The 20,136-nt window shown below is 33.2% G+C and carries 17 protein-coding genes; 2 read left to right on the plus strand and 15 right to left on the minus strand.

What is annotated here, in order from left to right:
• Positions 1–71 precede the first annotated feature (71 nt).
• The gene (locus tag BXU01_RS03790; protein ID WP_083691760.1) at positions 72–722 is read right to left on the minus strand and encodes a CoA pyrophosphatase; all 651 of its coding nucleotides are present in this window, start codon (positions 720–722) and stop codon (positions 72–74) included.
• Between the two features lie 102 nt (positions 723–824).
• Between BXU01_RS03790 and BXU01_RS03795 the strand changes: the two genes are divergently transcribed.
• Positions 825–1,259: a DUF4268 domain-containing protein gene (locus BXU01_RS03795; protein ID WP_083691761.1), complete on the plus strand. Its 435-nt coding sequence runs from the start codon at positions 825–827 to the stop codon at positions 1,257–1,259.
• 67 nt (positions 1,260–1,326) lie between these two features.
• On the opposite strand, the gene BXU01_RS03800 is transcribed toward BXU01_RS03795, so the two are convergent.
• The 13 genes from BXU01_RS03800 to BXU01_RS03865 all read right to left on the minus strand — a co-directional run bounded on the left by BXU01_RS03800 (position 1,327) and on the right by BXU01_RS03865 (position 17,422).
• Complete coding sequence (locus BXU01_RS03800; protein WP_083691877.1) at positions 1,327–1,737, minus strand: hypothetical protein; 411 nt, start codon at positions 1,735–1,737, stop codon at positions 1,327–1,329.
• Between the two features lie 19 nt (positions 1,738–1,756).
• The gene (locus BXU01_RS03805) at positions 1,757–2,701 is read right to left on the minus strand and encodes a nitronate monooxygenase family protein (protein WP_083691762.1); all 945 of its coding nucleotides are present in this window, start codon (positions 2,699–2,701) and stop codon (positions 1,757–1,759) included.
• Between the two features lie 12 nt (positions 2,702–2,713).
• Positions 2,714–4,315, minus strand: a complete 1,602-nt coding sequence (locus BXU01_RS03810) for a S8 family serine peptidase (RefSeq protein ID WP_083691763.1) — start codon at positions 4,313–4,315, stop codon at positions 2,714–2,716.
• Positions 4,316–4,361: 46 nt separating this feature from the next.
• Positions 4,362–5,549: a tRNA 2-thiouridine(34) synthase MnmA gene (gene mnmA, locus BXU01_RS03815; RefSeq protein ID WP_083691764.1), complete on the minus strand. Its 1,188-nt coding sequence runs from the start codon at positions 5,547–5,549 to the stop codon at positions 4,362–4,364.
• Between the two features lie 137 nt (positions 5,550–5,686).
• Complete coding sequence (locus BXU01_RS03820; RefSeq protein WP_083691765.1) at positions 5,687–6,403, minus strand: toxin-antitoxin system YwqK family antitoxin; 717 nt, start codon at positions 6,401–6,403, stop codon at positions 5,687–5,689.
• A 100-nt stretch (positions 6,404–6,503) separates the two neighbouring features.
• Complete coding sequence (gene yidC, locus BXU01_RS03825; RefSeq protein ID WP_083691766.1) at positions 6,504–8,405, minus strand: membrane protein insertase YidC; 1,902 nt, start codon at positions 8,403–8,405, stop codon at positions 6,504–6,506.
• 80 nt (positions 8,406–8,485) lie between these two features.
• Positions 8,486–10,099, minus strand: a complete 1,614-nt coding sequence (locus BXU01_RS03830; protein ID WP_083691767.1) for a CTP synthase — start codon at positions 10,097–10,099, stop codon at positions 8,486–8,488.
• Positions 10,100–10,682: 583 nt separating this feature from the next.
• Positions 10,683–11,099, minus strand: a complete 417-nt coding sequence (locus BXU01_RS03840; protein ID WP_055098309.1) for a DUF4190 domain-containing protein — start codon at positions 11,097–11,099, stop codon at positions 10,683–10,685.
• A gap of 392 nt (positions 11,100–11,491) precedes the next feature.
• Positions 11,492–11,728 (minus strand): DUF3820 family protein, encoded by a 237-nt coding sequence (locus BXU01_RS03845; protein WP_039117105.1) that lies wholly within the window; start codon positions 11,726–11,728, stop codon positions 11,492–11,494.
• A gap of 199 nt (positions 11,729–11,927) precedes the next feature.
• Complete coding sequence (gene nagB, locus BXU01_RS03850) at positions 11,928–13,856, minus strand: glucosamine-6-phosphate deaminase (protein WP_083691878.1); 1,929 nt, start codon at positions 13,854–13,856, stop codon at positions 11,928–11,930.
• Between the two features lie 26 nt (positions 13,857–13,882).
• Positions 13,883–15,262 carry a sugar MFS transporter gene (locus BXU01_RS03855; RefSeq protein WP_165689756.1) on the minus strand — a complete coding sequence of 460 codons (1,380 nt, stop codon included), beginning with the start codon at positions 15,260–15,262 and terminating at the stop codon, positions 13,883–13,885.
• Positions 15,263–15,445: 183 nt separating this feature from the next.
• Entirely contained in the window at positions 15,446–16,321 is an 876-nt protein-coding gene (locus BXU01_RS03860; protein ID WP_083691770.1) for a sugar phosphate nucleotidyltransferase, read from the minus strand.
• Between the two features lie 9 nt (positions 16,322–16,330).
• Positions 16,331–17,422, minus strand: a complete 1,092-nt coding sequence (locus BXU01_RS03865; protein ID WP_083691771.1) for a mevalonate kinase — start codon at positions 17,420–17,422, stop codon at positions 16,331–16,333.
• A 233-nt stretch (positions 17,423–17,655) separates the two neighbouring features.
• Between BXU01_RS03865 and BXU01_RS03870 the strand changes: the two genes are divergently transcribed.
• Positions 17,656–18,693, plus strand: a complete 1,038-nt coding sequence (locus tag BXU01_RS03870) for a LacI family DNA-binding transcriptional regulator (protein WP_083691772.1) — start codon at positions 17,656–17,658, stop codon at positions 18,691–18,693.
• 353 nt (positions 18,694–19,046) lie between these two features.
• Here BXU01_RS03870 and BXU01_RS03880 read toward each other — a convergent pair whose 3' ends face one another.
• Positions 19,047–19,697 (minus strand): sugar-binding protein, encoded by a 651-nt coding sequence (locus tag BXU01_RS03880; protein WP_083691774.1) that lies wholly within the window; start codon positions 19,695–19,697, stop codon positions 19,047–19,049.
• Positions 19,698–20,136: the final 439 nt, after the last annotated feature.

Below are 20,136 nucleotides of genomic sequence, written 5' to 3' on the forward strand. Positions count from 1 at the left end.
GGCAATACTATAAAGCAATTTCGTAAAGAAATCATTATTCTGATGAATAACAAATTGTTAAATTTCTATTTTTACGAATTTCCTTCAAAGGTTATTTTCAGAACATCTCTCAATTCACTTAAAATCATAGCAGTTGCTCCCCAAACAATATGATTTTGTATACTAAATGCCGGAACTAAAATATTATCACCATAAGAAGTTGACAATGTGGCTTCGATAATAATTTTATCATCTAAAAATACAGACAACGGAAGTTCTATTATATTTGCCACTTCTCTACTATCAGGATAAAATAAAAGCTCCTCTTTTGAAATTCCCAAATATGGGTGCACTAAAAAATTACTTGGCGGAATGTACATTGGACTAAAATGCTTAATCACCTCTATTTTTTCCGGTAAAACTCCAACTTCTTCCTGTGTTTCCCTCAAAGCCGTCTCTTTATAATCAGAATCTGTACTTTCATATTTTCCTCCGGGAAAAGCAATTTGAGAAGAGTGAACACCATTGTAAGCATTCCGTACAATTAAAACCAAATGTGTTTTTCCATCTTTAGGATAAAACAACATCATTACGGCTGCGATTCTGGGATTTTCTATTTTTAAATCCAGATTCTTCAAAGCTTCTATTCTTTCTTTAGGAGCCATTTTTATATGCGACGCAACCGCTGGCAGTTCAACTGGAATTAAATTAGGAACATATTGCAAAAAATCTTGAAAATCCATATTCAAAGTTTATTTTTGTACTTTCAAATAAATACAAATAAAAATATAAATATAGTCCAGAAAACGCGGTTCTACAAGTTTTCTAAAATCAAAGCCATAAAAATGTACAGTAGAGAAGAATCACAAAAATTAAAAAGGGAGTTTTGGGTGGCTTTCGCCGAAAAATATCCTCGTAAATGGGTACTTTATGATACAAAAATCAAAGACTTCTCATTTAAGTTTTATGTCGACAATAAAAAAGCACAGGTTTTAATTGATATCGAACAAAGAAGCGATGAAAAACGAACTGCATATTTCGAAAAATTAGAGGCTTTAAAAAATATTCTGGAAGAGGAATTTATTAAAGATCTGGTTTTTGAAAAAAACTACACTCTCGAAAGTGGAAAAACCATCAGCCGAATCTGGACCGAAATACAAGGAGTGGGATTTAGCAACCGCAATAATTGGGATGCTATTTTTGATTTCTTTTTCGAAAAAATGAATGCTTTAGAAATGTTTTATCTTGAATATGATGATTTTATCAAAGATATTGAGTAAAAGCAACTAAGTTCTTATTATAGAAAAAAGCTCGCAGGTTTTAAAAACCTGCGAGCTTTTTTTGGTTTTACACGCTAAAAATATTATATAAAATAATATGATCGTCGTAATTGATATAAAGTTGTTTTCTGTAATCTTGCTTTTTACGGGTAATAATAGATAATTTACAATCCTTGCCATCATTATCTTTGCACATGAAAGAATACACTATATCAGTATCATTTTCTTCGCGCTCGATATAATCCAAAATCCTAAAAAGCTGTATTTCCTGCGAATACACTACAATTCTATGTTTGTTAGTATCTAAAATTACAGAAAGATTAACCAAATCCAGATTTGACCATTCGCCCCATTTCCCTCTTTCATTTTTTTCTAAAACACTAAAACCAGATGTTTTAAAGCTATAAGATTGACTGTAAGTTTGCTGTAAACCAATTATTAAAAAAAATAGTACTATATAAGTGCGTATAGAATTCATATCGTGTTGATGCCAATAATTAAAACTCAAATTTAGCCTTTTCTTGACAAGCAACTTCAAAATCGGCAATCATTTCCTCAATAATTTGCTGTGCGGGTAATATTTCATGAATTAATCCTGCAATTTGCCCTATTTCGAGTTCTCCTTCTTCCAGATCACCTTCAAACATTCCTTTTTTTGATCTTGCTCTTCCTAAAAGCTGATTTAAATCTTCTTTTGACGGACATTTTTGATATAATTCCTGAACATCATTGTAAAATTTATTTTTAATCAAACGTACCGGAGCTAATTCTTTCAATGTCAACTGTGTATCACCTTCTTTAACTTTAACTATTGTTTCTTTAAAATTATTATGTGCAGATGATTCTACAGATGCTGCAAAACGACTTCCAACCTGAACTCCATCTGCTCCTAAAACCATCACAGCAAGCATTGCGTGTCCGGTTGCAATTCCACCCGCAGCAATAATTGGGATCTGGATTTTCTCTTTCACCATTGGAATTAAAGTCAATGTTGTAGTTTCATCACGGCCATTATGTCCTCCAGCTTCAAAACCTTCGGCTACAATTGCATCCACACCAGCTTCTTGTGCTTTTAAAGCAAAAATACTACTGCTCACAACATGAACAACGATAATTCCTTTTTCCTTTAAAAAAGATGTCCATGTTTTAGGATTTCCTGCCGAAGTAAAGACGATTTTCACACCTTCTTCGACAACAATATTCATAATTTCTTCAATATTGGGATATAACATCGGAATATTAACCCCAAAAAGTTTATCAGTTGCCTTTTTACATTTTTGAATGTGTTCTCTTAGTACCTCCGGATACATTGATCCTGCGCCAATTAAACCTAATCCTCCGGCATTACTAACAGCAGAAGCTAATTTATAACCGCTGTTCCAGATCATTCCGCCTTGAATAATTGGATATTTAATATTAAAAAGCTGTGTGATTTTATTCATTCAAAAATGCTGTTATTGTTTGATTATCTTTCCTGTTTTATGCAGATCATCCGCGTCAAAAGTATAAAAATAGAGTCCACTTTTTAAAGCTTCTACAGAAAGAGTTGGATTTTGATTTGAAATTTGTTTTTCAATAATTTTCTGTCCTAAAACTGAGTAAATTGCAATTAAGGCCGTATTACTTTTAAACGAAAATGAAACTGTCGTTTGTGCCGGATTAGGAAATATAGAAAATGGAGCAGTTAAAGATTCGAAATTCTCAACACTCAAAGTTGATCCAAAATTTGGAATTCCATAACCATAATTATTATTTGGAGCACTATATCGATCAGAAGACTGAAGAATCATTTCCCTGATTTCCTTATTGGTTTTCGACGGAAAAGCCTGCCACAAACAAGCAATCATTCCCGCCATTATTGGGCACGAAAAAGAAGTTCCGTTCACAGTTACTATATTTCCTGAAGTGTCAGATACAACAGCAGCAGTTCCTTGCGCCATAACATCCGGTTTTATTCTTCCGTCATAACTTGGCCCAATAGAACTAAAAGACGATTTATTTTTTGAAGAAGTAACTCCTCCAACAGTAATTACAGAAACCGCATCTGCCGGTCCGCCAATATGTGGTTCCGCAGTACTCCCCTCATTTCCTGCCGAAGCCACGACAATGATTCCTTTGTTAAAAGCAATTTGAGCACCTCTGGAAATAAAATTTGTCGTACCGTTCATGTCGCTGTACGTATGACTGTAAGCAGCATTATCAAAGCCAAAATACCCTAATGAAGTTGTAATAATATCTGCTCCCAAATTATCGGCTCTTTCAGCAGCTTCTACCCAATATGACTCTTCGACAGGATTTTCAGTAGGTGCATATTCTGTAATAAACAAATAATATGATGCATCTGGGGCCGTACCCACTAAAGCATTTTCTTTATATCCACCCATTGTAGAAAGTACCAATGTACCATGACTGTCACCTGTATAGAAATTTTCATTTCTATTTACAAAATCATACCCTCCTAAAATTTGATTATTATCGATAAGTTTTTTAAAAGGTAACGCTGTATTCACACCTGGAAACCCAGCATCTAAAACTGCAATTACTTTATTGTTTCCGGTATAATTTTGCTGATGTAAAACCTGACCGTTAAGCATTTGGATTTGATTTGAAGAAGATCCATAAGCATAATCAATTGTAGTTTCAAGTTTATCTTTTACCTGAGATATCTTTTCAGGAGAAACCATTTTAGTAGTTATATTCAATGCTTTATTTGCAAAAACTACCTTATCAACAAACGACATTGCTGTCAGTGACAAAATATTAGCCTGAGTTCCTCTAATATGAAGCGCATTCATCCACTTAGATTGTGCCATTACACTAATTCCGTTACTTGACTTAATCAGATTTATGTAAGTTTCTTCTACAGGAACATCCGTTAGATCTAAGGCAATATTTTGATTGGCCCTTCGGTCTAAAGCACGCTGTGAAAGCATCATTGATGGAGTATCAAAAAAGATTTGGGCATTTGGTTTATCCTTAAAATAAACCCATGCATCTTCTTGTGAAAAAATCACAGAAGTAAAAACTAATAAAAGAAATGTAAAATAGTACTTCATAGTTTACTTTTTTTTAAGGTTAAAACCTTTGTAAAAAAGTATAAAGCTAAGAAATTACTCCCGAACCAACTAATTCATTATCGAAATACCAAGCTGCAAACTGTCCCTCGGTTATTGCAGATTGCGGTTCATCAAACTGAACATACATTCCGTCTTCAAATTGGTGTAAAACAGCTTTTTGTAAAGGCTGGCGGTAACGAACTCTCGCCATTACTTCCATAGTTTCTCCAACTTTTAAAGCTAAATCAGTACGAATCCAGTGCACTTCAGATTTTTCGATAAATAATGCTCTTTTGAATAAACCAGGATGCAAACTTGTTAATCCTGTATAAATAGTATTGGTTTCAACGTCTGTAGCAATAATAAACAACGGATCCGTTGTTCCGCCTACATTTAGTCCTTTTCGTTGTCCTACCGTAAAATAATGAGCTCCCTGATGTTTACCAACAACTTTTCCCATTGTTGGAAGATAATCACGTTTTTTAGATTCTGATTTTAATTCTTCTTCTAAGGTTAAACCAGCAGGTTTTTCGACAGTATATATTGAATCGTTTTTATCGATCTGAACAATTTTACCTTCTTTAGGCTGCAATTTTTGTTGCAGAAATTCCGGCAAACGAACTTTTCCAATAAAGCATAATCCTTGTGAATCTTTCTTTTCGGCTGTCACCAAATCCATTTCAGCAGCAATTTCACGCACTTCAGGTTTTGTTAAGGCTCCAATAGGAAATAATGATTTTGCCAATTGATCCTGTGATAACTGACATAAAAAATAAGATTGATCTTTGTTGTTATCAGCGCCTGCAATCAATTGATAAACAGGTTTTCCATCAACTTCGATTTCATTTTTTTGACAATAATGTCCTGTTGCCACATAATCAGCTCCAAGACTTAAGGCAATTTTCATGAAAACATCAAATTTGATTTCGCGATTACAAAGTACGTCAGGATTTGGAGTTCTCCCTTTCTCATATTCGTTGAACATATAATCAACGATTTTTTCTTTGTATTCTTCGCTTAAATCTACAGTTTGAAACGGTATTCCAAGTTTTTCAGCTACTAACAAAGCATCGTTACTATCCTCTAACCAAGGACATTCGTTAGAAATAGTAACCGAATCATCGTGCCAGTTTTTCATAAAAAGGCCAATAACTTCGTATCCTTGCTGTTGCAATAAATAAGCCGCAACACTCGAATCTACTCCACCGGAAAGTCCAACAACTACACGTTTCATCCTAAATTTTTTATATTTTTACAAGGATGCAAAGATAAGTCCTATTTTTGATAATCGTGGTAGTTTTAATTAGTTTATATAATACCGTGGTAGATAAAACTTATCGCAAATAAATAATTTTAATTTAAAACGGATAATTAATTCATTTTAGGTTTTGAATCCACTTGATAACTGCTTTTTGGATCGCTCATATTTACTTCTTTGGTCAATTTCCCTTTTAGATAGAACTGCCACATATTTGCTTTTTTACCGTTTACAAATTTTCCTTTCGAAGCCACAACTCCGTCAGCATCATAAAAAACAGCATCGCCGTTGTACTCATTATTTTTATAAGTCGTCTGTTCTAAAAGAATTCCGTTTTGTCCGTATTTTTTATAAACTCCATCTTTCAAGCCGTTTACGTAATTCATTTCTTCGGCAATTTTAGAATTTGGATAATACACCGTTCTTAAACCTTCGAGTTTTCCATTTTTATAATTTTCAAGCGTCATAATTACTTTCGAAGCTTTATGATAATACTTCCATTCACCTTCACGGGCTTTACCAATTTCTTTACCTTCACTTACTTTGTTTTTATTCTGATCATAAAAAATAGTATAGGAACTTCCGTCATTTGCAGTAAAATCCCTTGTTGCTATAACATCACCTTTTTTTGTATCATCAAAAAATTTAAACACACCGGTTTCTTTTCCGTGATTAAAGGTTCCTTCGTAACGAGGACGTTTAGAGACGTCATAAGTTCCTTTCCAGACTCCGTCTTTTTTTCCGTTAGCATCTGTTTTATTAAAATCCTGAGCAGATACTATGATCGCATTTAAAAAAAGCAGTCCTATTATTATTTTTTTATAAATCATTGTAATTCAATTTTAAGCTTTAACGAAAATGGCTTTAATAAATTATATTTTAGATATAAAAAAATCCCGATGAATCGAGATTTTTTTATAAATAAGTTCTTTATTTTTTATTCTGTTTTTTTACAGCTTCTTGTTGTTCCATAACCTCCTGAAGACGTTGTTGAAACTTACTTTGCTTTTTAGGCTCTTTTAATTTATTCTCTTGAATCTGAGCATGAATCTTATCTGTATCAACAATATAATTTTTAATCACAAACATAATTCCAATGGTAATTAAGTTCGAAATAAAGTTATACAAACTCAAACCTGCACCATAACTATTAAAGAAAATTAACATCATCAATGGCGAAACATAGATCATGATTTTCATCATTTTTGCCATATCCGGCATACCTTCTTGCTGAGGCGCAGCCATTTGCTGATCTCCGGAAGTCATTTTCATATAGAAGAAAATTGCAATTGCTGCCAAAATTGGAAACAAACTGATATGATCTCCATATAACGGAATGTGGAATGGTAATTTTACAACAGCATCAAATGATGATAAATCGTCTGCCCAAAGGAAGCTTTTTTGTCTTAACTCAAAAGCTGACGGGAAGAACTGGAATGATGCATACATAAACGGAAGCTGAATCAATGCCGGAATACATCCTGCCATTGGGTTTACTCCTGCTTTGTTGTACAGCTTCATTGTTTCCTGTTGTTTCTTCATTGGGTCTTTTTTGAATTTTTCTCCCAACTCTGTAATCTCCGGACGTAAAACTTTCATTTTTGCCTGAGACAAGAAAGACTTGTATGTAATTGGCGACATTGCCAATTTGATGATAATAGTAAAAATGATAATCGCAATTCCGTAAGCAATATAAGAGCTTAAGAATCCAAATAATGGAATAAAAATCCATTTATTGATCCATCCGAAAATTCCCCAACCTAATGGAATAATTTTTTCGAAGTTTTTATCATATGATTTTAAAATTTTATAATCAGATGGCCCAAAATACCAGCTCATTTTATAATCAACTTCTCCATTTGTAAAAGCCAAAGGAACTGTTGCTCTAAATTGCTTGATATAAGTCGTATCTATTTTTTCATCTTTAACTAAATCATCAGATTGCAATTTAGATTTTTCGAATGCTTTATCTGTAGCTAAAATTGCAGTAAAAAAGTGTTGTTTAAAAGCGATATAACTCACTTTTTCAGGAGTATCTTCTTTTCCTACACCAAGACTTACTGAACTGTATTTTTCATCTCCATATTCGTATTCAAGCTGAGCATATCTTTTTTCAATAGAAACACTTTTCTCGTTTCTGTAACTTTTTAAATCCCATTGTAAATCTAATGGTTTAGCAGAATTTAAAACTTTATTCAAACCTTGAGAACGAATATCAAAACCAACTAAATAATCATTTGATTTTAATATATATTTATATTCCAAAAATTCATTAGCTCCGGCTTTTAAACGCATTGTCAAAATCTGGTCAGCACCATTTTTAGTCAACGTAGGCTCAAAATATAAATCTTTAGAGTTTAAAGTCCTGTTATCAGTTGTTTGTAATTGAATATTTAAATTAGAATTATTGTCTTTAATCAATTCTACTAATTGTCCTGAATTTTTTTCAAACTTTTTAAATTCTTTCAACGTAGTTTCTACTATATAACCACCTTTGTTGGCGATTTTTAGTATCATTTTTTCGTTTTCAAGAGTTGTAAAACCTTCTTTAGCAGAAGGAAGCGTAGCTGAATAAGCAAAACCTCCTAATGTTTTTTGCAATTGCGCTAATTGAACCGTGTCGCCTGGAGTTGTTGCAGCAACTGGTAAAACAGCTGTTTTAGTTTTATCAGTTTTAGCTTGCGCTTCTTGTTTGGCAACTAATTCTTTCTTGGCTTTTTCAGCAGCAATCTCCTTGTCAGAAGGTTGATTTTGGTACATAATCCAAATCAAAATTCCAAATATCAATACAAAACCAATGATTGAATTAAGATCAAATTTTTTTTCTTCCATTATAATTTAAAAAAAGTTATTCGTTAAAGATATTAGTTATGAGTTTGACTCAAAAGTTACATCTTTTAGAATATTAATTATTATTTTTTATGCGCATTCACTGCAGCAGCCACAAAATTCACAAAAATTGGATGTGGGTTTGCTACTGTACTTTTATATTCAGGATGGTATTGTACACCAATAAAAAACGGGTGGTTTTCAAGCTCTACAATTTCTACCAAACCTGTATCCGGATTTACTCCTGAAGCTTTTAAACCTGCTTTTTGCAGTTCATCAGCATATTTATTATTATACTCATAACGGTGACGGTGACGCTCTGAAATAGTCGTTTGTCCGTATATTTTGTGCGCTAAAGTGTTTGGTTTAATATCACATTTCCAAGCTCCAAGACGCATTGTTCCACCTTTATCTGTAATTGTTTTTTGTTCTTCCATTAAATTCACCACCGGATGAGGAGTTTTCTCGTTCATCTCAGTAGAATTCGCATCAGCATAACCTAAAATATTTCTTGAATATTCGATAACAGACATTTGCATTCCTAAACAAATTCCGAAGAACGGAATATTGTTTTCACGTGCAAAACGAACTGCTTCAATTTTTCCTTCAATACCTCTTTCTCCAAAACCAGGCGCTACTAAAACTCCGTCAAGAGGTCCTAATTTTTCAGCAACATTATCACTATTAATGTGTTCTGAATGTATCGAAATTACATTTACTTTAGTTTCGTTTGAAGCTCCTGCATGAATAAACGCCTCTAAAATAGATTTGTAACAATCCTGCATTTCTACATATTTACCAATCAAACCAATATTTACGGTATGTTTTGGATTTTTTAACCTGCGTAAAAAAGTATTCCAGTTTTTTAAATCCGGAGCTGCTTTTTTAGGTAAATCTAATTTCTTTAAAGCCACAACATCTAATCCTTCTTCAAGCATTAAATTTGGAACTTCATATATTGTTGAAGCATCAATAGACTGAATTACAGCTTCTCTTTTTACGTTGCAAAACAACGCCAATTTATTACGCAATTCATCAGAAAGTTCATGCTCTGTTCTGCAAACCAAAATATCAGCTTTGATACCGCTTTCCATCAATGTTTTTACAGAGTGTTGTGTAGGTTTTGTTTTTAACTCACCAGCAGCAGCCAAATAAGGAACTAAAGTTAAATGAATAACAATTCCGTTATTTTCTCCCAACTCCCAAACCAACTGACGAACAGACTCTATATAAGGTAACGACTCAATATCACCAACTGTTCCGCCAATTTCAGTAATTACAATATCATAATCGCCGGATTTACCCAACAATTGCATTCTGTCTTTGATTTCGTTTGTAATATGAGGAACAACCTGAACTGTTTTTCCTAAAAACTCTCCTCTTCTTTCTTTTTCAATAACCGAAAGATAAACTCTTCCTGTTGTAACGTTATTTGCCTGAGAAGTAGGAACATTTAGAAAACGTTCGTAATGACCTAAATCTAAATCTGTTTCAGCACCATCATCTGTTACATAACATTCTCCGTGCTCATATGGATTCAACGTACCCGGATCCACATTTATATACGGATCGAATTTTTGAATAGTTGTACGATATCCTCTTCCTTGTAACAATTTTGCTAAAGATGCGGCGATAATTCCTTTTCCTAATGAAGAAGTCACACCGCCTGTAACAAAAATATATTTTGTTTGATTCATTCTGTTGTTGTTTGTATTGTAGTTGTGTAAAAAACTTGGCAAAAGTACAAATTTAATTAGACAATTTATCAAATAGAGAATGAGATAATTTGCAAATTTTTAAATAGAACAATTACATCTTTCCGTAATCGATACTTTTAACTTTAATTGGATATTCTTTTTAAACAATGCCTTTATTTTTTCAAATAAATACAAGATTATAAAATGAAAAAATAAAGAAGAGTGTACTCAGAATTATATCTAAAGTTAATACTTTCTTTAAATTAGAGGGTTTGAGCAATTTATTTATAGAGAAACGAGCTATTAATTGCACCAGAAAAAATAAAAATATTTTTATACTATAGGAATTAAAAGCAATTGCTTCTTTAAATTTAAGTCTTAATATTTGAGAAAAAGCCCGTGTCAGACCGCGACTTTTACAATAAGCCAAAGGCATTCCTTCGCAAGAAGAAGGAAAACCAAAATTTAGGAATGGCATTATAAAGCAATAAAAAAAGATAAACATGATTATTACGGTAAAAATCATGTTTATCTTTTTATAAGAATCAATTTCGTAAGAGGATTTTATTTCCACAAAAGAGATTTATTTCGTTTCTTCAACCTTTACAGTAATAGTATCATTTGCTACTTCTACAGCGTTTAAAGAATCTTGTACTTTAGCTGACTCTGCAGTTGCTGAATCTATAGCATTGGTTATTTCGTCTTTATGAGATAATACAGCTGAACCTATTGATCCTACTACAACCAATACCCATATAATAACAAAAGCGGTTGCTACGATCCCTAAGATCAAACCTGCTTTTGGCATTGTGGTAGGAGCATTTTCTCTTTTTGCCTGTGATAAACCAATTGCTCCAAAAATTATTGCCAGAACCCCAAAAAATACTGCGATCAAACCAAAACAAGGTATAAATGCTGCAATTGCAGCAACGATTCCTAATACTAAAGCCGCAATACCCATTCCCTGACCTGCGTTTGAGGGTTGTAAATTGTTTTCCATATAGTTATTTATGTTAATTTTTACAAAAATAGAAAAACACTTATGTGAACAGCTGAGAATTTATCAAAGTTATTAACAAATAAATCAAAAGGGATTTCTTATTATTTCAAAGGTTTGAAGTACGTTTTGACATAAAAAAAATATTATAATTTTAAAACATCGACTTGTACACTTTTAAAAATTCAGTCTTGAATTCAGTGGTGCCAATTTGTTTTTAAAAATTATAATATTTTTTATTTAGCAAATATTATAATTTCAAAATATTGACTTGTACACATTAAAAAACTCAGTCTTGAATTCTGTGGTATCAATTAGTTTTTAAAAATTGTAATATTTTTATATATCAAACTTAAATAAAAAAAACGAAACAACAAAAGATTTTTCTTACTATTTTATTTTAAAGGCTTAGGATACTGCTTTTTAATATTTCGGATCAACTCTTCTAACCCATTTAATTTTAATTCATAAACAAGTGCCAGTTGTTGTCCTAATTCACCATTTGGGAATCCTTTGTTATGATACCAAACGACATAATATTCTGGAAGATCAATTAAAAATCGTCCTTCGTATTTTCCGAAAGGCATTTTGGTGTGGGCTAATTTTATGAGAAGTTTTTTGTCTGGTTCCATGTTGTGAAGAAAAAAGAAGCAAGAAGAAAGAATATAGAGTCATTCTTTCTTTCTTGCTTCTATTGAATGCAAAGCTATTATTATTTTTATTCTTTTGCCACAGCTTTTAAAATAGTTTTCAGTCGCAGTCACTGTTTTCAGTCGCAGTCGCAGTTTTCTGTTTACAAAGCAACTGTTTACTGAGACTAAAAACTGTGACTTAATAATGCCATCTCACGAAAGCTTCCATCGCTGCGTAAGTTGCTAAACCTAATTCCTGGTACAAAGCAGCAGTTTCGGCATTTCTGTCTTCGGCTCTTTGCCAAAATTCTCTGGCATCTGTTCCCTGAAAAACAACACCATCTTTTTGCGATTGATGTTTGAAGATTCCGTGACGTTTTGCTAAAACCTGATCAGGGCTCATTGGTACAGCCATTTCGACTTCGTCAATTCCCCACTCTTGCCAAGCTCCGCGGTACAACCATAACCAGCAATCATCCATAAACGATTTTGGTTTAAGCGCTTTTACAGCTTCGAAAATAGCATCAAGACAAACTTTGTGCGTTCCGTGTGGATCCGCTAAATCTCCTGCTGCATATATTTGATGTGGTTTAATTTTTTCGATTAAATCCATTGTCAACTGAATATCTTCTTGTCCAATTGGTTTTTTCTCAATTGTTCCGGTTTCGTAGAAAGGCAATTCCATAAAATGAATCTGATCGTCAGTTAAACCAACAAAATGACTTGTTGCTCTCGCCTCCCCTTTTCTGATTAAACCTTTAATGTAACGAACTTCAGGAATATCAATTTCACTGTTCTTTTTATTCTCTAAAAAGGTTTGTGCTTTTTGGTAAATATTGTCTGCCTCAGCGCTTTTGATTCCGAATTTTTCATTGTAATCAATTACGAATCTTGCAAAACGCAATGCTTCATCATCCGCTACAGCGATATTTCCAGAAGTTTGGTACGCTACGTGCACTTCATGTCCCTGCTCTTGCAAACGCATGAAAGTTCCTCCCATACTAATAATATCATCATCAGGATGCGGACTAAAAATTAATACACGTTTTCTGGCCGGTTCTGCTCTTTCAGGACGGTTTGAATCGTCTGCATTTGGTTTTCCACCTGGCCAACCCGTGATTGTATTTTGTAATTTATTGAAAATCTTAATATTGATGTCGTACGCAGGACCAGAATCAGCTAATAAATCGCTCATTCCGTGTTCGATATAATCTGCATCTGTAAGCATTAAAATTGGTTTTTTAAGCTGAAGCGCCAATCCTAAAACCGCTTTACGAGTCAGTTTATCTGTCCATTCTACTTTTTCTACCAACCAAGGTTTGTTGATTCTGGTAAGTTTAGAAGATGCTTCTTTATCTAAAATAAAAACAGCATTGTTGTGCTCCTGCAAAAATGAAGCTGGTACTCTATTCGTAACTTCATCTTCTACAGATCTTTTTACCACATTTGCTTTTCCTTCTCCCCAAGCCAATAAGATTACTCTCTTAGCTTCCATGATTTTTTTTACTCCAAGTGTGATTGCTGTTCTTGGCGTATTACTTAACCCGAAGAAATCTTTACTTGCCGCAACTCTTGTAATATGATCTAAAGCTACTAAACGTGTTTTTGAGTTTTGTAGCGAACCCGATTCATTAAAACCTATATGCCCGTTTCCTCCAATTCCAAGAATCTGAAGATCGATTCCGCCCAAAGCTTCAATTTTAGCTTCGTATTCGTGGCAATAATCTGCGATTTGTTCTTTTGTTAAAAGTCCGTCTGGAACATGAGCATTTTCAGGTAAAATATCAACGTGATCAAACAACAATTCTTTCATAAAACGAACATAACTGTTGATTGAGTTTGGCTCCATTGGATAATATTCATCCAAATTAAAACTGATTACGTTTTTAAAACTCAAGCCTTCTTCTTTATGCAAACGAACCAACTCAGCATATAATCCTTTTGGAGAAGAACCTGTTGCAAGTCCTAAAATACAAGGTTTACCTTCTTTTTGCTTGGATTGAATTAAAGCTGCAATTTCCTGAGCTACTGCTTTTGATGCATCGCCGGAGTTTTCGAAAACAATCGTATTGATGTTTTCAAATCGTTTCTCGAATCCTGTCGCTTTGTCTATTTTACTTTTTAACATGATATAGTTTTTTTTAATTCCTCTCGTTACATTTTCCAACTTCGATATTTATGACCTTTTATCGCATAAAAAAGAATCATTATATAAGATGGCAACAACATTAAATAAGCAATCTGATTGCCGCTTTTCGAAACTTCAACCGTTCCGTTTGCTATATTTGATGCGTTTATATTTTCTGTGATCAATCCGTAAAACAAAGGAAAAATTGCTCCTCCTATAATACCCATGATCAAAATTGCACTTCCAATTTTAGTATAACCTCCTAAATCTTCTAACGCCATTGGCCAGATTGCCGGCCAGCAAAGTGCATTTGCCAAACCTAATAAGGCTACTAAAAGTATCACAACAGGTAAATTTGGAATTCCAGGCAGCTGAAACATTATTTTTGGCGAAATTAAAACGATTGCCAAAACCAAAATTACTCCTAAAACTCCCGATGCTTTTAAAGCGGTTACCTGCGAAAGATATTTAGGTATTAATGTGATTCCTAATACATAACCCACAACCATTGCTGACATAGTGAAAGAAGTTAATTTTAAATAAAAATTCCCTTCTGTTCCGTATACTCCTAATTTTTTTCCGAATGCTCCAATAGAATCTCCGGCTAAAACTTCGGCAGACAAATACAGCATTAAAGTAATGACTCCTAAAACCAATTGAGGGCGTCTGAATGCGTTTCTCATTTGTTTAAAAACACTCAAATGTGTCACATTTCCTTCTTCATCCAAATCAATTTCAGGAAGTGGCGACAGCTTTACGAAAAGTGCCAAAACCATAATAATCAATCCCATATAAAGGTAAGGCCTTTGCAATTGCAATGCAAGGGAATTTAAAGCATTTGATTTTGAAACCGAATCTAACATTGCGATCTTATCTGCTGTAAACTCCTGCATATTAGACAAAACCAAAGCTGTCAATATCAATGGCGCCACAAATCCGGCTAGTTTATTCGCGATTCCTAAAACACTAATTCTGGCCGCAGCACTTTCTCTCGGGCCAATTACGACTACATACGGATTTGATGCTGTTTGTAAAATTGCCAAACCGGTTCCCATTACAAACAATGCAATTAAAAACAATAAAAAAGTTCGGCTTTCGGCAGCGGGATAAAACATAAATGCACCCGCAGCAATGATCAGTAATCCTAATGAGATTCCGTTTTTATAACCTACTTTTTCGATGACCCAGGATGACGGAATTGCCATTACAAAATATGCAATATAAAAAGCAAAAGTTACAAAATAGGCTTGAGAAGAAGACAACTCGCACGCTAATTCAAAAAATGGAATTAAAGGTCCGTTTAACCAGGTTACAAATCCCAATATAAAAAATAATGCGGTCAGAATAATCATCGGAATGATCGAACTCCTCTTTTCTATATGTATTGCAGTCTCAATGTTTGACATAATTTTATCGGTTGATTGTTAGTTGATTAGTTGCTTTATCCATCTAAAATAACACCACCGCTTTTGCAAATATATTGCAATTTAAATACAATTTAATGCATTTTTTTTGCAATTTTAAACAAAAGTAGTTTAATAAGTTGTACTTATCCGTAAATTAGATATCAATTTTTTGTTAATTTTTTTTTAGGCTTCCCAGTCTAAAACAGGGTAATACTGCTTTAAATATGCTTTGACATCAGCAATGTCTTCTTTAGCAGTTAAGTCCGGAACGTGCTCTGAAAACGGAATTCCTAAAGTTGTATTAGGATTCTCTTTTACTGAATTTAAAAGTACAGTTGGCAATTCTTTTTCGTCTCTTTCAGGATGAACAGGACAATTTTTAAGATGGGTATATAATGTACTTCCGTTAAATTTAAAAGCATTCATACTTACTCTTATTTTTCCTTCAACATCTTTATAATCCTCTAAAACATCAGCCGAAGGTTTTTCTAAAATATCCAATAACTGATTGTTTTGATCTAATTTGGCAATGGCAAAACGCGAAATTCTTTCTGACGGAAATTCTAATGCATCACGATCATACGCAATAAAAGCATTTGGACTACTGGTTTCTCTAAGTGCTAATAAGGCTTTCGCCGAATATAAATTGTCACTATTACAAACTGAATATTGTTGAGAATTCAACTCCGGGAATTGTTCAACAGCCTGAAACAAAGCATCGGCAGTACCAAAAGGTTTTACTCTTCCTTCGGGAATATATTGCACGGCAAAGGAAATATTAAGTCCGTGAAAGTCATTATTTACATTTTGGTTTCCGTAAAACTCTTTAAACAACTCGCCTTGTTCTCCTATAATAATGTAGATATTTTTATATCCTGCTTTTTTAGCATTCAATAAAAGATAATCTAATAAGGGTCTTCCGCTTGCGCCAACACCAATTAAACCTTTGCTTCTTTCGTTTGCCTGAGCGATTTCTTCTGGTGATAAAGTATCAAGAACGGCTTCTTTTTTCATACGGGATGATGCGCCGCCTGCCAGAATAACTAAATTGTTGTGCATATTTATTTTTTAAATTTCAATATTTTCTATAATTCTCACGCCCGGATCTACCGCAACGGCATAAGCTTCTTCTGCGCCTGCTTTTAAAATAGCTTCGATTACGGCATCTTCGTTTTCAGGATTGGCCATGACTACAATACTTCCGCCACCACCTGAACCTACAATTTTTGCTCCGTAAGCTCCCGCCCGCAAAGCTGCATTAATCATATCATCGATTCTGGGCACGGTTATTTTTAATAAATCGCGCAGAACTTCGTGATGCTGATTCATTAATGCTCCTATTTTTTTGAGATCTAAAACTGGTTTTTCAAATTCTTTTAAAGCTTCTTTGGTATAATGGTAATTTTTCAGCGCGGCTTCAAAAAACGGAATCAGTCGATCCGGCAAACAATTTCGGTAACGGTCTATATCTTCAATTTCAGAAGTATTAAGATCGAAATCAGGGAAATTTTGTTTTACAATACCAATCGACATTAAGGCATTTCCTTTTATTTCGCCAATTAGCCCAATGGTTTCTTTTGGAACACCCGAAACTCCTGTTATCAAACCTTTTAAATCGGATCTTATTACTTTAAACGAAAAAGGTTCTTTTGTATTAATGTATACTACATTCCCTACTCCAATACTAAAATGATCCATCATTCCGCCTGGTTCTCCATGTTCTAAAACCTCAGATTCATATCCTACTTTTGCGATAAATTCCGGCCTAACTTCGTGATCGATCCCAAAAGCATCCACCAAAAAACGAATCCAGGCCATCAATAAAGCTGATGAACTTGATGTTCCCGAATTAATCGGAATATCTCCTGTAATGGTAATCGTGTAACCTACATTGGGCACACAACCGTATCGTCGCAAAACGCGTAAGGAAGAGGCAAAATAATCACGTGGTTGCAATGTATCGAAAGTAGCATCGATATCAATGACCCTAATTTCGCCAATATCGATCATGTTTAGCACAAACGTATTAGTATTATTTTGTTCTGCGGTTAGTTTTATATTTCTATCAATTGCACAGGCTATAACTGGCAATCCTAAATAATCCTGATGATCTCCAAAGAGGCACGTTCGGCCGGGAGCTAATGAAGTAATTTTTTTCACTTATAATTTTTATAATAAAATAATGTAATACAAATAATTACAATATTAATAAGTTAAGGATTTAAGCTGTTTTTTTGGTTTTGATTCTACGAAACTATAGATTATATTTTTATAAAACAAGAAAAAAACTAAAAATGTGCTCGAACACACTAAATAAATGTTCTCGAGCACACTTAATAATTCCGGCGAGATTTTTTTTAAATAATTAAACCAAAGTTTCTATATTTGCTTATATGGATAAAAAGTACACTATTAAGGATATAGCAAAAATGGCGGGAGTTTCTAAAGGAACTGTCGACAGGGTTTTGCATAACAGAGGAAAAGTTTCTCCAACGGCTTTGGATAAAATTAATGAAGTTTTGAATGTCATTAATTATGAACCGAACCTTATTGCCCGTAATTTAAAAAACACTAAAGTTTACAGAATTTGTGTTTTGCTTCCGGATCCGGAAATAGATCCGTATTGGTTGCCTTGTGTAAACGGAATTCAGGAAGCTAAAACTGAGTTTAAAGCGTATGGTGTAATTATAGAAACGCATTACTTTAATCCTGAAAGTAAAAAATCTTTTTTAAGTGCACATGAAACGATCATTAAGCAATCTCCTGATGCGGTTTTAATTGCACCTTTATTTCATAAAGAAACTCTTGAAATCGTAAAACAATATGATGAGCTCGAAATAATAGTGAACACTTTTAATAACCAGATTGAAGGTGAATCTATCAAAAGTTTTGTGGGCCAGGATTTGTATAAAAGCGGTCGCGTGGCTGCAAGTTTAATGAATTTGATTTTAACCGATGGTCAAATTGCGATTATACATATTGATGAGAGCGTAAAAAATGCGGTTCACATGCAGGAAAAAGAAAAAGGTTTTAGAAATTATTTTGATGAAAAGAAAATTGCTGACTTTTCGTTGACTACTTTAAAACTAAAACATCCTAATGTTGAAAGTAAATTTTCGGCCTTTCTGGAAGAAAATCCTAACCTTAAGGGAATTTTCATTACAACTTCAAAAGCATATCAAATTGCTTCTATTTTAGCTCCTTTACATAAAAAAATTGCCATTATTGGTTACGATTTAATAGAGAAAAATATCAACTTCCTGAATCAGGGATTGGTACATTTTTTAATTCATCAAAATCAAAAAAGACAAGCTTATTTAGGCGTGAGTACTTTGGTCGAACATTTTATATTCCGCAAAGATATTCCGGAAACTATATTGTTGCCTATTGATATTATTAATGTCGAGAATGCTTCGTTTTATATTTCTTAAACTGATGTAAATAGCACACGGATTTGACGGATTAAACAGGTTTACACAGATTATTTTTCGCAATTCTATAACAAAATTATACCTGGCAAAGACGCACTGCTGTGCGTCTCTACAATAAAAACTTTGCGATTTTGCGACTTTGCGAGATTAATTTTACTTATAAAAAAACCAGCGAAAACCCATTTAATCCGTTAAATCTGTGGGCAAAAAATAAAAATGTCTCGCAGATCTGGCAGATTGAGCAGATTTTTTCCATCAAATTTTATACAAAAACCAGCGAAAACCAGTTTAATCCGTTAAATCTGTGGGCAAAATCTTTGAACCTTTGTTACTTTGAACCTTTGCCCCTTTTTTTAACTCATTAATATAAACTTCCCAAACAAAGAAGCGATATGAAAATTAGGAGTGTCAGTGTTTGGATTTATCCATGAAATCCAGGTGGGTTCGTATTGAAGATTTTCTACCAGAGAAAATTTAGCCCTGAAAACTCCGGCTTCGATTGCATTATTCTGAATTAGATTTAAATCTTTTAAAGACTGAATGCTAATTCGACCTTCGACGATAAATGAAGTTTCATCTTTTGAAGTTTTTACTTCTATATCATTTTTTGGCCATTTCCAGCTGAAATCAAAATCCTTTCCCGGAAGCGCTTTAAAATCCATTATTCGGCCTGAAGTATCTATTTCAAGGCAATAATACGGATTTAGAGATTCATTGGTTCTAAAAAACAATTCTACGCGATCTGAGTTTCCTATACTCGCAAAACTATTGTCTTTTTGATCAACATAAATATCAGTATCGAAAACCCTGAAACTAAAATAGAAATTCTCTCGATCATGAAGCGCTTTAAATTCAATTTTTGAAAATGAATCAGTTTTCCATGGAGAACAAAAATCAGTTAGACAATTTGCTTTTTCCCAAAAAAAAGGAGTAAAAACAGGATCGTTGTTTTTTTGATTTTTATCGATTAAAATTACTTGATATTCTTTTAAAATTTCGGTCATCTTTTTTGAAAAAATTTAATTTAATAAAAATAAAATCCTGAAGCATTTTAATCCTTTCAAACGGTAGAAAACTACCTCGAAAAATCTTCTTATAAAAATGCTAATATAAGTCAAACTTTTATTTAAAACCTAATCGATATTTTTTAATGCATTTGTATTTAAAAAGTAATAAATAAGAAAAAACGGATCAATTTAAAATCTTCAAAAGTTTGATTTATTATTAAATAAATTAATTTATAATTGCGATATTATTATAAATACAAACAACTATTTTTTATTCTTTAAAAATAAAATACTATACCTGCAAATACGCCTAAAATAAAGCGATGTGCTTTTTGTGTCTTTTTTTATAATAATCTTATCAATTTACATTAAAAAAAACGTAAAACACAATTTTATGTGCTCGAGAACATTAATTTTGTGTGTTCGAGCACATTTT

The sequence above is a fragment of the [Flexibacter] sp. ATCC 35103 genome, assembly GCF_001975985.1.
GTDB lineage: Bacteria > Bacteroidota > Bacteroidia > Flavobacteriales > Flavobacteriaceae > Flavobacterium.

Coding starts and splice junctions, on each gene's coding strand:
- BXU01_RS03790 (WP_083691760.1), bottom strand. CDS start 722: ATGGATTTTCAAGATTTTTTGCAATATGTTCCTAATTTAATTCCAGTT.
- BXU01_RS03795 (WP_083691761.1), top strand. CDS start 825: ATGTACAGTAGAGAAGAATCACAAAAATTAAAAAGGGAGTTTTGGGTG.
- BXU01_RS03800 (WP_083691877.1), bottom strand. CDS start 1,737: ATGAATTCTATACGCACTTATATAGTACTATTTTTTTTAATAATTGGT.
- BXU01_RS03805 (WP_083691762.1), bottom strand. CDS start 2,701: ATGAATAAAATCACACAGCTTTTTAATATTAAATATCCAATTATTCAA.
- BXU01_RS03810 (WP_083691763.1), bottom strand. CDS start 4,315: ATGAAGTACTATTTTACATTTCTTTTATTAGTTTTTACTTCTGTGATT.
- mnmA (WP_083691764.1), bottom strand. CDS start 5,549: ATGAAACGTGTAGTTGTTGGACTTTCCGGTGGAGTAGATTCGAGTGTT.
- BXU01_RS03820 (WP_083691765.1), bottom strand. CDS start 6,403: ATGATTTATAAAAAAATAATAATAGGACTGCTTTTTTTAAATGCGATC.
- yidC (WP_083691766.1), bottom strand. CDS start 8,405: ATGGAAGAAAAAAAATTTGATCTTAATTCAATCATTGGTTTTGTATTG.
- BXU01_RS03830 (WP_083691767.1), bottom strand. CDS start 10,099: ATGAATCAAACAAAATATATTTTTGTTACAGGCGGTGTGACTTCTTCA.
- BXU01_RS03840 (WP_055098309.1), bottom strand. CDS start 11,099: ATGGAAAACAATTTACAACCCTCAAACGCAGGTCAGGGAATGGGTATT.
- BXU01_RS03845 (WP_039117105.1), bottom strand. CDS start 11,728: ATGGAACCAGACAAAAAACTTCTCATAAAATTAGCCCACACCAAAATG.
- nagB (WP_083691878.1), bottom strand. CDS start 13,856: ATGTTAAAAAGTAAAATAGACAAAGCGACAGGATTCGAGAAACGATTT.
- BXU01_RS03855 (WP_165689756.1), bottom strand. CDS start 15,262: ATGTCAAACATTGAGACTGCAATACATATAGAAAAGAGGAGTTCGATC.
- BXU01_RS03860 (WP_083691770.1), bottom strand. CDS start 16,321: ATGCACAACAATTTAGTTATTCTGGCAGGCGGCGCATCATCCCGTATG.
- BXU01_RS03870 (WP_083691772.1), top strand. CDS start 17,656: ATGGATAAAAAGTACACTATTAAGGATATAGCAAAAATGGCGGGAGTT.
- BXU01_RS03880 (WP_083691774.1), bottom strand. CDS start 19,697: ATGACCGAAATTTTAAAAGAATATCAAGTAATTTTAATCGATAAAAAT.